The 14,464-nt window shown below is 38.2% G+C and carries 11 protein-coding genes; 7 read left to right on the top strand and 4 right to left on the bottom strand.

Features of this window, described 5'->3' with window-relative positions; translation table 11 throughout:
* Positions 1-19 precede the first annotated feature (19 nt).
* From K5G00_RS01690 to K5G00_RS01660, 7 genes are all read left to right on the top strand, one after another.
* Positions 20-847 (top strand): hypothetical protein, encoded by an 828-nt coding sequence (locus K5G00_RS01690; RefSeq protein WP_238763754.1) that lies wholly within the window; start codon positions 20-22, stop codon positions 845-847.
* The gene (gene rsmI, locus K5G00_RS01685; RefSeq protein ID WP_238763753.1) at positions 840-1,532 is read left to right on the top strand and encodes a 16S rRNA (cytidine(1402)-2'-O)-methyltransferase; all 693 of its coding nucleotides are present in this window, start codon (positions 840-842) and stop codon (positions 1,530-1,532) included. The genes K5G00_RS01690 and rsmI overlap by 8 nt, the downstream gene beginning before the upstream one ends.
* Positions 1,533-1,559: 27 nt before the next feature.
* Positions 1,560-2,279, top strand: coding sequence for a YjjG family noncanonical pyrimidine nucleotidase (locus K5G00_RS01680; protein ID WP_238763752.1), 720 nt, complete (start codon positions 1,560-1,562; stop codon positions 2,277-2,279).
* Between the two features lie 276 nt (positions 2,280-2,555).
* Positions 2,556-5,762: a SusC/RagA family TonB-linked outer membrane protein gene (locus tag K5G00_RS01675; RefSeq protein WP_238763751.1), complete on the top strand. Its 3,207-nt coding sequence runs from the start codon at positions 2,556-2,558 to the stop codon at positions 5,760-5,762.
* Positions 5,763-5,787: 25 nt separating this feature from the next.
* Positions 5,788-7,194, top strand: a complete 1,407-nt coding sequence (locus tag K5G00_RS01670; protein ID WP_238763750.1) for a SusD/RagB family nutrient-binding outer membrane lipoprotein — start codon at positions 5,788-5,790, stop codon at positions 7,192-7,194.
* A gap of 33 nt (positions 7,195-7,227) precedes the next feature.
* Entirely contained in the window at positions 7,228-8,037 is an 810-nt protein-coding gene (locus tag K5G00_RS01665) for a DUF4843 domain-containing protein (protein ID WP_238763749.1), read from the top strand.
* A gap of 181 nt (positions 8,038-8,218) precedes the next feature.
* Positions 8,219-8,935, top strand: coding sequence for a hypothetical protein (locus tag K5G00_RS01660; RefSeq protein ID WP_238763748.1), 717 nt, complete (start codon positions 8,219-8,221; stop codon positions 8,933-8,935).
* Positions 8,936-9,127: 192 nt separating this feature from the next.
* Here the strand turns inward: K5G00_RS01660 and K5G00_RS01655 are convergent, their stop codons facing one another.
* From K5G00_RS01655 to K5G00_RS01640, 4 genes are all read right to left on the bottom strand, one after another.
* Positions 9,128-10,387 (bottom strand): hypothetical protein, encoded by a 1,260-nt coding sequence (locus K5G00_RS01655; protein WP_238763746.1) that lies wholly within the window; start codon positions 10,385-10,387, stop codon positions 9,128-9,130.
* 53 nt (positions 10,388-10,440) lie between these two features.
* Positions 10,441-11,964 (bottom strand): replicative DNA helicase, encoded by a 1,524-nt coding sequence (dnaB, locus tag K5G00_RS01650; protein WP_238763745.1) that lies wholly within the window; start codon positions 11,962-11,964, stop codon positions 10,441-10,443.
* Between the two features lie 458 nt (positions 11,965-12,422).
* Entirely contained in the window at positions 12,423-13,466 is a 1,044-nt protein-coding gene (locus K5G00_RS01645) for an RluA family pseudouridine synthase (RefSeq protein ID WP_238763744.1), read from the bottom strand.
* A 4-nt stretch (positions 13,467-13,470) separates the two neighbouring features.
* Positions 13,471-14,277, bottom strand: coding sequence for a PASTA domain-containing protein (locus K5G00_RS01640; protein WP_238763742.1), 807 nt, complete (start codon positions 14,275-14,277; stop codon positions 13,471-13,473).
* Positions 14,278-14,464 lie beyond the last annotated feature (187 nt).

Below are 14,464 nucleotides of genomic sequence, written 5' to 3'. Positions count from 1 at the left end.
AATAATAGGTCGGGCAAGAATGGAAAATAAAAAACTGGTAAATATTCTTTTAAAAGATATGGGCGAATTGGAGGAACTGGTTGTTGAAATAAAAGAAAAAGGGAATTTCGACTCGCTTGAAATTGAATTTCTGCATACCCGGGCAAAAGGTATTATGCAGCTTTTACAGATGTTAAACGGATATGAAAGTGAGAACCTCATTCCTGAAGCGATTCAGAAAATTGTTGAAGAAATTCCTGAAAATATAAATCCCGAAAAAATGTCACCAGCTCCGATGATTGAATCTACTGTAAAGGAAGAAGAGATTATTTCAAAGCCTGAAAAAGAAGAACCGGTTCCTGAGCCTGAAATAAAGGAGGAGCCTCAAATTTCGACTGAAGAAACGAAAGAAGAAGTTGTTGAAAGTAAGGTTGAAGAGTTTAAAGAAGATATTTCCGGTAATTTTGGAGGAGGTGGAGAAGAAGAGGAATCAGCTGATTTTGAAAATGGCGATGTGGAATTGGAAGAAGAGGAAGTAACAGAAAAAAATCCGCGTCTGGGTGATAGCTTTTTTAAGGGAAAATCAGTGAATGATATTATACATGATCAAAACAAACTTGAATTTAAGCTGTCTAATCGTCCGGTAGACAGTATTCGTTCAGCGATTGGAATTAATGACCGTTTTCAGTATATAAGGGAACTTTTTGACGGAAACCCTGAACGGTTTTCAGAAACGGTGACATCTATCGATGCTATGAAAAGTATAAATGAAGCAGTGACCTACTTGCAGCAAAACTTTAAATGGAAAAAGAACGAAACCAGCTTGAAATTTGTAAACCTTGTAAAGCGGCGTTTCACAAATGAATAGTTTTGGAAGATTGATTCTTGTTCCCACACCCATCGGAAACCTTGAGGATATTACGTTGCGGGCAATTAATGTTTTAAAAGGTGCTGATTTAATTTTGGCTGAAGATACACGCGTTTCATCAAAATTAATGAAACATCTGGAAATTGATAAAAGGCTAATTCCACATCACAAATTCAACGAACACAAAACACTTCAGAATATTATTTCCAAATTGAAGGAAGGTTTACATGTTGCAATGATTTCAGATGCCGGAACTCCCGGAATTTCAGATCCCGGGTTTTTATTGGTTCGAACCTGCATCGAAAACACCATTGATGTAGAGTGTCTTCCCGGAGCTACAGCTTTAATTCCTGCACTTGCAGTTTCAGGTTTGCCAACCGATAAATTTGTTTTTGAAGGTTTTCTTCCTCAAAAAAAAGGGCGGCAGAAAAGATTAATTCAACTCTCGGAGGAAAACCGGACAATGGTGTTTTATGAATCTCCTTTTCGGCTGGTAAAGGCGATTTCTCAGTTTTCCGCGTTTTTTGGTGCAGAAAGACAGGCATGTGTTTGCCGGGAACTCAGTAAAATGTTCGAAGAAATAAAACGCGGAACTTTAGCTGAACTTGAAAAATATTATTCAGAAAATACACCTAAAGGTGAAATAGTGATTGTTGTAGAAGGCTTTTCAAAAAAAGGAAAGTAAGATTATTTTTCAAGGTGAAGATACTAAATGATAAAAAAGTACAAGCATATATTTTTTGACCTCGATAACACTTTATGGGATTTTGAGAAGAATTCGAAAAATGCCATGGAAATAGCATTTGCACATTTTTTTGATAATACTCAACTACCATTTGCCGAGTTTTTTGAGACTTATTCCCGCATTAACGACTATTTGTGGGATGAGTATAAAAAAAGGAATATTCAAAAAAAAGAATTAATCTTTTTGAGGTTCAAACAGACTTTTAGCACTCACAAGCTTTCCGGGGTGGATCCTGAAGAAATGAATTCGTTTTATCTGGATGAAATGGCAAAGCAAAAGGACTTGAAAGTTGGAGCACTTGAAATACTTCAATATCTAAAACAAAAGAGTTACATATTACATATTATTACAAATGGTTTTAAGGAAGTCCAGTATAAAAAAATGGAAACCTCAGGCTTAATGCCTTTTTTTAAAAATATTTTTGTATCGGAGGATGTGAAGGTGCCAAAACCCGGATTTGAAATTTTTGAATATGCAATAAAATCTTCAAATGCCAGAAAATTGGAATGCCTTATGGTAGGGGATGATTGGCATGTGGATATTATTGGAGCAAATCAGTTTGGGATTGATTCGATTTATATTCCATTAGATAAGCATAGTGAATATGGTCGTTTCTGTGGAGAAGTAAAGAGTAGGAATAGTATTGATGTTGTTGACGAAATAATAGATTTAAAGCGGATTTTATAAAAAAAATCTTTTAAATACTTATGTTAATTACTTTTTGTAAGTTAAATCTTCTTTTTCAAAACAAAAAAATGTGTAATATTTATTTTTAATTTTCATTTCTTTTTATAACATTTGCAAGTGTTAATATTTTTAACATTTAACTAATTTTGCATAAAACATATTAAAAAGGGGGAACTATAAACGTTTTATACGGGATTTGGGGGAATTCCATCAAGACGTGAAAAAATCTTTATTCTATAAATAATGCTGTTTAATTATTAATTTAAAACTATTTCTATGAAAAAAATTGCGCTTTTTTTATCGATTCTTCTTTTCATGGGAATTTCGATGGCCAATGCTCAGACAAAGGTTTTAACCGGTACGGTTACTTCCTCTGAGGATGGTACACCGATTCCCGGAGTCTCGGTAGCAGTTAAAGGAACAACTCTTGGAACTATCACTAACATTGACGGTGAATATTCTTTGCAGGTTCCGGAAGATGCTCAGACTTTGGTTGCGAGCTTTGTTGGTATGAAAAAGCAGGAAATTCCTATTGGTTCTTCAACAACTATTGATATTGTTATGGAACCTGATGTTTTTGGTATTGATGAGGTCGTTGTAACGGCTATGGGGATTTCTCAGGAAAGAAAGGGTTTAGGTTATAACGTTCAGGAAGTTAGTTCTGAAAAGTTATCTACAAAACCAAATGCCGACATTGTTAACTCACTTTCAGGACAGACGTCAGGTGTTCAAATTACAAGTTCAGCTGGTGATGCCGGTGCTTCCACTTACATAACCATTAGGGGAGCTGCTTCGATTACGGGAAACAACCAGCCTTTGTTTGTTGTTAACGGAATGCCAATTATATCCAGCGGTGGTTCAGGTGACGTTGGGGGGGTAACTACATCCAGCCGGTCTATTGATATCAACCCTGATGATATTGAGTCGATTACTGTATTGAAAGGTGGAGCTGCAACTGCGCTTTACGGTTTAAGAGCCGCAAACGGCGCTTTAATTATCACTACTAAAAGTGGTAAAAGTGTTCAGCAGAAAAAAATCGAATTTCATACTTCTGTAAGTTTCGATGAAATTTCTCAGGTTCCTGAACGCCAGTCTATGTGGGCACAAGGAAATAACGGAAGCTGGATTGGGGGAAATGCAGCCTCTTTTGGTCCGAAAATCTCTGAATTGGAGTATGATGGAGATACCGATTACAAATGGGATCCTAATGGAAGGTTGGTACCCAAGGGAACGGGAAATGGAGTGCCTGCTAAGGCATATGATCAGTATAGCTTTTTTCAAACGGGTGTTTCTACTAATAATCGTTTGAATATCAGTAATGGGAACGATATGGGAAGTTATTACTTTTCTATTTCTCACCTGAATCAGGAAGGTATTATTCCCAATAACATATATAAGAGGTTAACCATGCGTTTGAATGCAACTACAAAATTGCATGAGAAAGTAACGATAGGAACTGATTTTGCTTATACAAATTCTGTGGCAACTCAAATTCAAAAAGGTTCTAACGTGTCTGGTGTAATGCTCGGTTTAGTTAGATCTGCGACTACTTTCGATAACAGCGCCGGGTATGAGTTCCCGGATGGAACGCAACGTAATTACAGAAATGGAGGTGGTTATGATAATCCATACTGGACTGCCAATAATATTGCTTTTGACGAAAATGTAAATCGTTTTACAGGTAGTGGAAATTTGAATATTCGGTTCACCGATTATTTAAGTTTGTCATATACAGCAGGTGTTGACTGGTTTAACAGAAGGTATCAGGATAAATTTGCAAATAATTCAAGAGCTTATCCTAGTGGTTATGTGGAAGAGTATATGAATTACAATGGTATTTTCAACTCGGATTTGCTGTTAAATTTTCAGACTGACATAAGTGAATCGTTCAATATTAAAGCTACTCTTGGCCATAATATGTATGAAACTTTCTTCAAAAGAATAACAGGTTCGGCTGAAGGTTTGGAGATAGAAAGATTTTATCAGTTATCAAATTCTGCTAACGCAGTTGTTAGTACTGCAACAAGTAACTATAGAACAGCTGCTATTTTTGGAGATATTCACCTCGCCTGGAACGACATGTTATATCTAGGTATAACTGGTCGTAACGACTGGTCGACAACGATGCCTGAAGCAAATTTATCAGCATTTTATCCTTCTGTTAGTTTAGGTTTTGTATTTACTGAATTGAGTGCTTTCGAAGGCAGTTTCTTAACTTTTGGTAAATTACGTGCATCAGCAGCTCGTACTGCTAATATCGCAGGGGCTTATAACACAACGAATTATTTCTACAGTGCGGGAACAGGTGACGGCTGGACAAATGGAGCAGGCTTCCCTTATCAGGGACAAACTGGTTTCCAGGTTGGAACAACTCTTGGAAGTCCGGATTTGAAACACGAAACCATGGATTCGTGGGAAGTTGGTTTGGAAGCACGCATGTTTAACGGACGTGTAGGATTTGATGTTTCGTATTTTGAAAATTTAAATAAAGACCTTTTAATGGAGGTTCCTATTGCACGTTCGTCTGGATTTGCATCAGTGTATAAAAATGCTGCTACAATGGAATCTAAGGGTATTGAGTTAAGCTTTGATGCTGCGATTGTTCAGTCAAATAGTTTCCAATGGGATATTTTGGCAAACTTTACCAAAATGACGAACACGGTTACCGAACTGGCAGAAGGTGTTGATAACATCTTCCTGGGAGGTTTCACTGTTCCACAGGTTAGGGCAGTTGTTGGAGAAGAGTACGGAAGTGTTTTTGGAAACGATTGGTATCGGGATTCAAATGGAAATGTTCTTATCAATGATGACCCGGGAGATAACCTTCGTGATGGATACCCATTCCCTGATACACGTTCGATGGTTCCAATTGGAAACACAAATCCTGATTGGACTGCAAATATTACCAATACTTTTACATACAAAGATCTTTCCCTGAGTTTCCTTGTTGATATTAAAAAGGGTGGTATGATGTACAACGGTACTGCGTTTGCAATGAATTATTTTGGTACGCACAAACGAACTGAAAACCGCGAAGTGTATTATACTCCCGAAGGAACTATAGACTTCGATTTAACGCCTTCTGAAAATATTGTTGTTTTTGATGGTGTATACGGACATGTTGATGCTGATGGAAATCCCGTTAGTTCAGGACAAGCCAACGTGACACCGGTTGTGTTGGATGAAGACTGGTTTGAAGGAAATGGCAGTAACTTTGGTGGTGGACCTTCTGTTGCTGCGATGGAACCTGCAGGATGGGTAAGACTTAGAGATATAACATTAAGTTATAGTTTGCCGGTAAAAAATACATTCCTGAGTGATGCAATGATTTATGTTAGCGGTAAAAACTTGTTGTTATTTACTCCATATACAGGTGTTGATCCGGAAACAAACTTGTTGGGTTCTTCGAATGCCCGTGGTATGGATTACTTTAACAACCCGGGTACTAAAACTTACATGGTTGGTTTAAAAGTAACCTTTTAATTATCACCTCAAAAAATAAGTAATCATGAAAAAATACAATAATATTTTAAAGACAGTAGGATTGGCGTTGATACTTATGTTGTCAATCTCGTCTTGCGAAAAATGGATAGATACTGATCTTAATATTGATCCAGACGCGCCTGCCGAAGTTCCAATGAAATTGATGTTGCCTGCTATTGAACAATCATACGGTTACATTATGGCCGGATTTGACTTGGTGGGAACAACAAACCTTTGGATGCAGCAAATTGATGGTGTTGCCCGTCAGGGACATACTATTGCCAGATACCAGCTACTACCGGCGGACGTTAACAATACATGGAACTCGATTTATACAGAGATTTTCATGAATGGTAAAATTATGGTTGACATAGCTGAAAATACAGAGGGAAGTTATTCTCCTCACAACGCCGGTGTAGCTAAAGTTATTATCGGAGCAACATTAGGAACTTCAACCGATTTTTGGGGTGATATGCCGTTTAGTGAAAGCTTTAGAGGGAATGAGAATGTTTTAACACCGGCATTCGATACACAGGAAGAAATTTATGATACGATAAATGTAATTCTAGATGAGGCGATTGCCGATCTGGGAGCTTCTGAAAATGCTGTGGATGTAGAGGGAGATGTTATTTACGGAGGAGATGTGGATCTTTGGACAAAAGCTGCATATTCTATTAAGGCTCGTCATGCGTTGCAGCTTTCCGTAATTAATGGTAATGCAGCGTACAATGCGGCATTAGCAGCGGCTGCAAATGGCTTTGCTTCTAATGATGACAACCTCGAAGTACCATGGGAATCATCCAACCATAACCCAATGTACCAGTTTATGGAACAACGCGGTGATGTTCGGATGGCTTCAACTTTTGTTGATATGTTGGTAGCTCAGGAGGATCCTCGGTTGCCATATTATGCCGAAGCAGATGAAGAAGAAAACTACAGAGGTAGTATCATCGGCTCACAGGATGAGTCTGCTTCATCGCTGGGTGCCTATATTGCAGGGGCAGAAGCATCTACCGTGATGATGTCATTTGCTGAATTGAAATTCATCGAAGCTGAAGCGTATTTTCAACTGGGAGAGACTGCTGAAGCTGAAGCTGCATTTGAAGCAGGTGTAAAAGCTTCTGTAGAAAGAGTAACAGGAACAGCCTGGGATGACGAAGATGCCAATTATCAAGATTGGTATGATACCAATTTGGGGAGTCAAACTTTGACACTGGATCTTATCATGAAGGAAAAATATATCGCGACATTTGGTACCAATCAGGCTTATGCCGATTACAGAAGAACAGGATTGCCGGTTTTGGAGATGCATCCGGACGCTGTATTGTCTGCTATACCAACTCGTTTCCCGTATTCTCAAAACGAGATGGATTATAACGGAAACAATGTGCCTTCTGTGACCATTAGTGACAAACTGTGGTGGGATAACTAAAATGTCATGCTTTAATTATTAAATGAAGAAATCATGAAAAATATTTTTAAAATCTTATTAACCATAATAATATCAGGGGCATTATTTATTTCCTGCGAGGAAGAAGAAACTAATTTTGATGCTCTAACAAATGACGTTGATCCAACAGTAGAGGGTAGTGTAGTGTTTTCAAATGGAAATAAAATTTTCGAAGTTGAAAATAATGCTACCGGTGATACAATTGTTCCTTTGACTGTTCAGGTTTGGGGAGTTCCAATCTCAAGTGATGCATCTGTTAATGTCAGCGTTGATGGATCCTCTACTGCAGTAGAAGGTACACACTATTCTATTGGAGCAACTTCATTGACAATTCCTGGTGGTTCAGGAGGAGTAGAGGTAGCTTTGACTATGCACACAGACAATTTCTCAAAGGGCGACACAGTTCTACTGGTATTGAATTTGAGCAGTGATAATTTTGGGACAGATTTATTTGCTTCAATGGCAGATTTGTATTTAAGTAAGAAGCCAGAGTGCCCATTTGATATCAAAACCTTTACCGGTGCCTATATTGCAAATGAGACAGGGTACGGAGAATATGACGTATCTTTTAAAGCTGACAGCGAGAATCCAAATCGTATCTGGCAGACAAATTTTTGGGACTGGACAAGCGATCTCTTAGCTTTTGATTTGGATCCTGAAACAGGAATTGTTACGGTTCCCGAGCAAAATATTACCATGGGAGATGGAAACTCATATCTTGTTGTTGGAAGTGGCACTTATGATCCTTGTACAGGGATCATGATTGTTGATTTTCAGGGAGATGTTGACGGAACTCATGAAGAATACAGACCTGGATCTCTTTAGGAAATTATTAAATAGGATTTTTTAGCCTTTTTAAAGCAAGATCTCCTATATTCTGATTAAAAAAATACAAATGGAACCCGGCGAGTAAATTTCTCACTGGGTTCCAAAACTAAATTTTCTTATATTTTTTTTTCTAAATGTTGACTTTTAAATTCTTTGAGTAGTAACAAACCACAATGTTATGAAGGGAGTTTTTTTATTTTTTACAGTTTGTGTATTCAACTTTGCTTGTTTGGCGCAGGATTTGAAAACAGTTGAGGTGCCGAGAGGGGCCCAAAGACAATCAAAACAGATAGTTGACGGGATTACAACTCATAATTATACAAAGAGAAGTAGTGTTCCCGTAAATGGTAATCCATATTTTGAGCAAGATTTTTTGCCAGGAATTCTTGAATTAAACGATGGGTCAAAGTCGGATGAAATGCCTTTACGATACAATATTGCGTCCGACGCATTTGAAGTAATTCAAAGTACTGACACTTTATCATTGAACCAACCATATAAGTTGAAACAAATAGTTTATGACGATAAGGTTTTTATTTTTGATCCGGAACTGAGATCAAAAGCAGAAAGAAAATATAATGGCTTTTTTGAATTAAAAGTCAAAGGAAAATTGTCGTTATATATAAAAAGAAACAAAGACTTATTGCTCGATAGTTTTACTTCAAATTACCAGGGAGGAAGTGGTACGAAAGAGTATTACTATGTTGACAAAGTGAGTTATGTCGGAAAATTTAACGATGGTTCAGGTTTTTTAATAAAATCGAAAAAAGACTTTTTAGACCAGGTTGAAGGTCAGGAAAAGGCTGAGATCAAATCTTTTATCAAGAAGAATAAGATAAAATTTAGAAGCGAGGAAGATATCATAAAGTTGGTTGAATACGTAAATAGTATTTGACAACCGGCTTTTCCCAGCGGCCGGGAATCGGGATAGTATTAAAGAAGTTCTGTTTAAAAAAATGTTGAAATTAAATTATAAAAGCCAGGGGGCGTTTTACACTATATGATTATAGTTTCCCTTCATAGATAAATTAATTCACTGCCTCCTGGCTTCTTTTTTTTCAACTGTTTTTTTTGAAAGCTATCTGAATCAGGTTTTCCGTTTCTTTTTCTTTGCAGCCGGAAACAAAACATTGTTTAGAATCAATCTATACCCTGGGGAGTTTGGATGTAAACTCAAATCGGTTGGAGGATCTCCAATTAAATGGCGATAATCCTCTGGATCATGTCCTCCGTAGAATGTCCAAAAGCCTTTTCCCGTTTCGCCATGTATGTATCGCGCTTCATTTGCAGGTTTATTTTCTCCCATAATTAATACATTGGGTTTAATAACTTCCTTTCTATATGAAGTGGTTTGTCCCATAAAGCCTTTAATCAAATTTTTATGATTTTGACACAACATGGTAGGAATCGGATCCCACTTGGCAGAGAATTCAAAAAGTGTAAAATAGTCGTTTTCGCGAATCACCTTCCGAGTTTCTGTTGCATCAATATCCGAAAATTCATAGACATAAGGATTCATCTGCAAATGAAAATTTTCGAAGGCAAATGTGTTTGAGAAATTTAGTTTTTCATTTGCTTGCTTATCTGCAGGATCGCCGTCAAACATTGGTTCACAAATGTCAATTCCAACAGACGCCAACGAAATATCATAGGTGTCGGTAGCTGCGCACATGGCAAACAGAAAACCGCCATTCATTACATATTTTTGTATTTCGCGCGTGATATATGATTTCATCTCTGAAACTTTCAGAAACCCCAAATTCTGCGCCAGCTGATTGTTGATACTAACTTCCTGCTGATACCATGGCATATGTTGGTATGTCCTCCAGAATTTTCCAAATTGTCCTGTAAAATCTTCGTGATGCAAGTGCAGCCAATCATATTCAGAAAGCTTGCCATTAACAATTTCCTCATCATAAATAATATCGTAGTTGATTTCCGCATAGGTAAGAACGAGCGTAACAGCATCATCCCAGGGTTGCTTGTTCGGAGGAGAGTAAACGGCAATTTTAGGTGCTTTATTCATGCTTACAGCGTCCTGGTTAGCATCGGGTTGTGCAATTTCGTTTAAAATTCCGTCAGCCTGCGTGTCGGTAATTGATTCGTAACTGACACCTCGAACGATACATTCGTTTTCTATTTCGGGATAGTGTTGTACCAAAAAACTTCCCCCGCGATAGTTAAGAAGCCATTTTACCTCGATGTCTTTTTCAAGAGCCCAGTAAGCAATTCCATATGATTTTAAGTGGTCTTTCTGAGCATCATCCATAGGAATTAAGATTTGGATACACTTTGCCTGAAAGGTAACAAATAAGCTAAAAATTATAAGCAAAAACTTTTGTTTCATTTTCTGTTTTCTTCCAAAGTAAGTACAAATGTAGAAAGAATAAGTTCACTGCATCAGAACGGTGTGTCATTGGTGGAAGGGTTCTGGTTATCAAAACTGTTATTCGATGAAATTCCAACTCCCAAATCATCATCATCTTCATTCATTTTTGAGCTAAATGTTTGTGCATCACCCAGCCCGTCGCCAAAATTTGTTTCCATATCCGAGAATTTGGCCAGTTCTTTTTTGAAGGACAAGTGCACATCTCCGGTAGCACCATTTCTATGCTTTGCAATAATAATTTCAGCAACACCGAGTAGCGAATTTCCAGATTCGTCTTCAGTTATTCCAAAATATTCCGGGCGGTGAATAAAAGTTACAATATCAGCATCCTGTTCAATTGCGCCGGATTCACGGAGGTCGGACAACTGAGGACGTTTGCCTTCTCTTGACTCCACCGAACGGTTTAACTGCGACAATGCCATAATCGGTACATCAAGTTCTTTTGCAATAGCTTTTAACGAGCGGGAAATTGTACTTACTTCCTGTTCGCGGCTACCTCGACTATCGGTTCCCGCAGTCATCAGCTGGAGGTAATCGACAATCACGGCCTGAATATCATATTGCATTTTCAGACGCCTGCATTTGGCCCGAAATTCAAAAATAGACAATGCCGGTGTGTCGTCAATAAATATTGGGGCCTTGTCAAGATTTGCTATTTTACGGTTCAGGTGTTCCCATTCCCAATCTTCCAGCTGCCCGGTTTTTAATTTGTTGGCACTAATCTCTGTTTCAGAAGAAATCAGACGGGTAACAAGCTGAAGTGATGACATTTCCAGTGAAAAAATAGCTACAGGGCGGTTGTGGTCTACTGCCATATTACGTGTCATGGAAAGAACAAAGGCAGTTTTTCCCATCGCCGGACGGGCGGCGATAATAATAAGATCGGTTTTTTGCCAGCCGTTGGTAATCCGGTCAAGGCCAGTAAAACCCGATGGAACTCCGCTTAATCCGTCTTTCTGGTTTCGCGCCTTTTCAATTTGTAAAATGGCATCGTTTAGAACAGGTTTTATCGGAACGGTTTCCTTTTTTATGTTTCCCTCTGCCACCTGAAAAAGAGACGATTCTGAGAAATCAATCAAATCGTCAACATCAATGGTGTCGTCATACGATTTTGCCTGAATTTCAGAGGAAACGCGAATGAGTTCTCTTTGGATATATTTTTGGGCAATAATTCTGGCGTGAAACTCAATATGCGCAGCTGAGGCAACCCTGCGTGTTAGTTGAGTAATGTATCCGGGGCCTCCTACTTCATCCAGTTGCTCCCGGTCTTTTAATTCCTGCGTAACCATTAACAAATCGACAGGTTTTTCCTTGCCCGAAAGTTTTTTTATGGCTTCAAATATTTTTTGGTGTTCTTCCTTGTAAAAGCTGGAGGTGTCAATAATATCGGCAACTGTAACATATGCATCTCTTTCCAGCATTAATGCTCCTAAAACCGCCTCTTCCACTTCAACTGCCTGGGGAGGTAGTTTCCCATACTGCGCATTTATCTGTTCAATTGAAAATTGTGCTTGTGTCTTTTTTCTTTCAGCCATAAATTTTTAATAAAATAATCAATCGTTTTCCATTGGAAGGTCAAAAGTAGAAAATCAAATAGAGCGAAACAAAATAAAAACGCTACTCTTTTTCAACCTTTGAAAACTCTTTTTAACTATCTGAATTCACAATTGTTAATTGGATTATTTTTCCTGTTTTCTTTCAGTTGTAAGCAAAATTGGTTCCGGAAATAAAGTCCTGGTGCTCCGATTTGATGCGGAATAATGCTGGTTTTTTCTCATCGGAAATAAATTATTCTATAGTATGGAGGTTTTTACTTCTTAATCGAAAATCTCTTTTTGCGGGAGATTCTAATTCCTTTGATTCATCTTTTTTTAGTGAGAACTTTGGGGCTTTTTTTCCGGGTATTTAAACTGTTTTCAATTTTCCGACGTTTTTTAACTCTTTCTATACCCACCTTTAATCTCCCAATAATCTGGCTTAAGGTTTTGGTTTGCTAGTCATTCCTGTACGCAATATAATTTTCCCATTTATCAATTACCGTACTCATGTCTTCGGGGAGTTCCGAATCAAACTGCATAAACTTACCCGTTGACGGATGTGTGAACCCGAGCGTCTTGGCATGTAGGGCCTGTCTTGGCAGAATTTTAAAACAGTTTTGTACAAACTGCCGGTATTTGCTAAAAGTTGTTCCTCTTAAAATCTGGTCGCCACCATAATTTGCATCGTTAAACAGCGGATGGTTTATATATTTCATATGAACCCGGATTTGATGTGTGCGTCCGGTTTCAAGTTTACATTCTACCAGAGTTACATAGCCGATTCGTTTTAAAACTTTATAATGAGTGACAGCATGTTTGCCGTAATCACTTTCAGGGAATACAGTAAAAACCTGTCTGTTCTTCAGGCTTCTTCCTATATTGCCGGTTATTGTAGCTTGATCTTCTTTTACACTACCCCAAACCAGGGCCTGGTATCTTCGCTCCGATGTTTTTTCGTAGAACTGAAGTGCCAGTTTGTTTTTTGCTGTTTCTGTTTTTGCTACCACCATCAATCCCGAGGTGTCTTTGTCAATTCGATGGACCAGGCCAGGCCGTGGATCCTCGCTGTTGAACAAGGGAAGATCGCGAAAATAATATGCCAGTGCATTTACCAAAGTGCCGGAGTAATTTCCATGTCCGGGATGGACGACAAAATCCGGTGGTTTGTTGATTACCAGTAATTGGTCGTCTTCATACACGATATCCAGCGAAATATCTTCAGGAATGATTTTTAATTCACGTCGCGGGTAATCCATGACGATAAGGATTTCATCGTTTGGCTTTACCTTGTAGTTGGGTTTTACGGACATCTGGTTAACCAATATATTACCTGCATCAGCAGCTGCCTGTATTCTGCTGCGCGAAGCATTGTCGATACGATTGGAAAGAAACTTATCGATACGAAGAGAAGACTGACCCGGATCAACTGTCAAACGATAATGTTCAAACATTTCGCCTTCTTCAACCTCTTCGCTATACTCGTTTAAATGGTCTTCCATAGTTTTAAAATTCAGGTTCCGATGTCTCTTCAATTTTTAATTCATCTATGGTAATCCAAATGTCAACCGAAGATCCGAGATTTACATTGCCTACAATTTTGGGATTTGGACTTTGTTTCCACACCCTGGCATTTACTGAGTCCTCTTCCGAAATAACTGTTTCGTCGTAAATTAATACCCCCATGTTTAGCATCGCGTGCGTCAATGTATTTTCGGCTTCTTCAATAGAAAGTCCAATTAGGTTGGGGAGGGGAGTTGCTGTGTTTCCCTGCGTGCGCCCGATAATCAAATCGATGTTTGTTCCTTTTGATATTTTTTTTCCGGGTTTTACTTTTTCTGAATTGATCAGAACACTCAGCACTAAATCGTTATATTCCGATGGTTGATAAGAAATCTCTCCGACTTTAAGGCCGCTGTTTTCAATCAAAACCTGGGCCTGCCTGTAAGAAATATCTGTAAGTTTCGGAAGGATTACCTGTTCCGGTTGCGTCGAATTAATCGTTAAAAAAATAGTCCTGCTTTCTTTTACTCTAAAGCCTGCTTCCGGCACCTGATCTATAATTTCGCCCGGCGCAACATCATCTGTATAAACCGAATCAACTATTTTCACCTTCAGATTCTGGTTTGCAGCAACCTGAGCAGCTTCATCCTGATTCATTCCCTCAAAATTGGGGACAGGGTAGGACTCTCCGTGTTTTGTGTATATTTTTAGCCCATGCATCGTGATAAAAATAAGCGAAGAGACGATTATGGCAGCAATAATTATCTGTATCAGAAATGTGCGGCTTAAAAGAAATTTTTTCAAACTCATATTTTAAAATATCGGTCAATTAGAAAACAAAAATAATCCAAAATTAGTATGCTGAAAGTGTTTGAAATGAATTTCTTAAATTTTAAAGATTCCGGGGGTAGTTTTTAATTGTAAAAATGAATACCTATAAACACAAAAAGGTAAAGAATTTGTATTCCTTACCTTCCCGCTAAAACTAATTGAGGTA

The sequence above is a fragment of the Maribellus maritimus genome (assembly GCF_022267315.1).
GTDB classification, from domain to species: domain Bacteria; phylum Bacteroidota; class Bacteroidia; order Bacteroidales; family Prolixibacteraceae; genus Draconibacterium; species Draconibacterium maritimum.
The sequence above is the reverse complement of the archived record's forward strand: the minus strand, read 5'-3'. Positions and strand labels throughout refer to the sequence as shown.

What these genes read in the sequence shown, in the direction of transcription:
- K5G00_RS01665 (WP_238763749.1), top strand. Translation starts at nt 7,228, where the DNA reads ATGAAAAATATTTTTAAAATCTTATTAACCATAATAATATCAGGGGCA.
- K5G00_RS01690 (WP_238763754.1), top strand. Translation starts at nt 20, where the DNA reads ATGGAAAATAAAAAACTGGTAAATATTCTTTTAAAAGATATGGGCGAA.
- rsmI (WP_238763753.1), top strand. Translation starts at nt 840, where the DNA reads ATGAATAGTTTTGGAAGATTGATTCTTGTTCCCACACCCATCGGAAAC.
- K5G00_RS01680 (WP_238763752.1), top strand. Translation starts at nt 1,560, where the DNA reads ATGATAAAAAAGTACAAGCATATATTTTTTGACCTCGATAACACTTTA.
- K5G00_RS01675 (WP_238763751.1), top strand. Translation starts at nt 2,556, where the DNA reads ATGAAAAAAATTGCGCTTTTTTTATCGATTCTTCTTTTCATGGGAATT.
- dnaB (WP_238763745.1), bottom strand. Translation starts at nt 11,964, where the DNA reads ATGGCTGAAAGAAAAAAGACACAAGCACAATTTTCAATTGAACAGATA.
- K5G00_RS01670 (WP_238763750.1), top strand. Translation starts at nt 5,788, where the DNA reads ATGAAAAAATACAATAATATTTTAAAGACAGTAGGATTGGCGTTGATA.
- K5G00_RS01660 (WP_238763748.1), top strand. Translation starts at nt 8,219, where the DNA reads ATGAAGGGAGTTTTTTTATTTTTTACAGTTTGTGTATTCAACTTTGCT.
- K5G00_RS01655 (WP_238763746.1), bottom strand. Translation starts at nt 10,387, where the DNA reads ATGAAACAAAAGTTTTTGCTTATAATTTTTAGCTTATTTGTTACCTTT.
- K5G00_RS01640 (WP_238763742.1), bottom strand. Translation starts at nt 14,277, where the DNA reads ATGAGTTTGAAAAAATTTCTTTTAAGCCGCACATTTCTGATACAGATA.
- K5G00_RS01645 (WP_238763744.1), bottom strand. Translation starts at nt 13,466, where the DNA reads ATGGAAGACCATTTAAACGAGTATAGCGAAGAGGTTGAAGAAGGCGAA.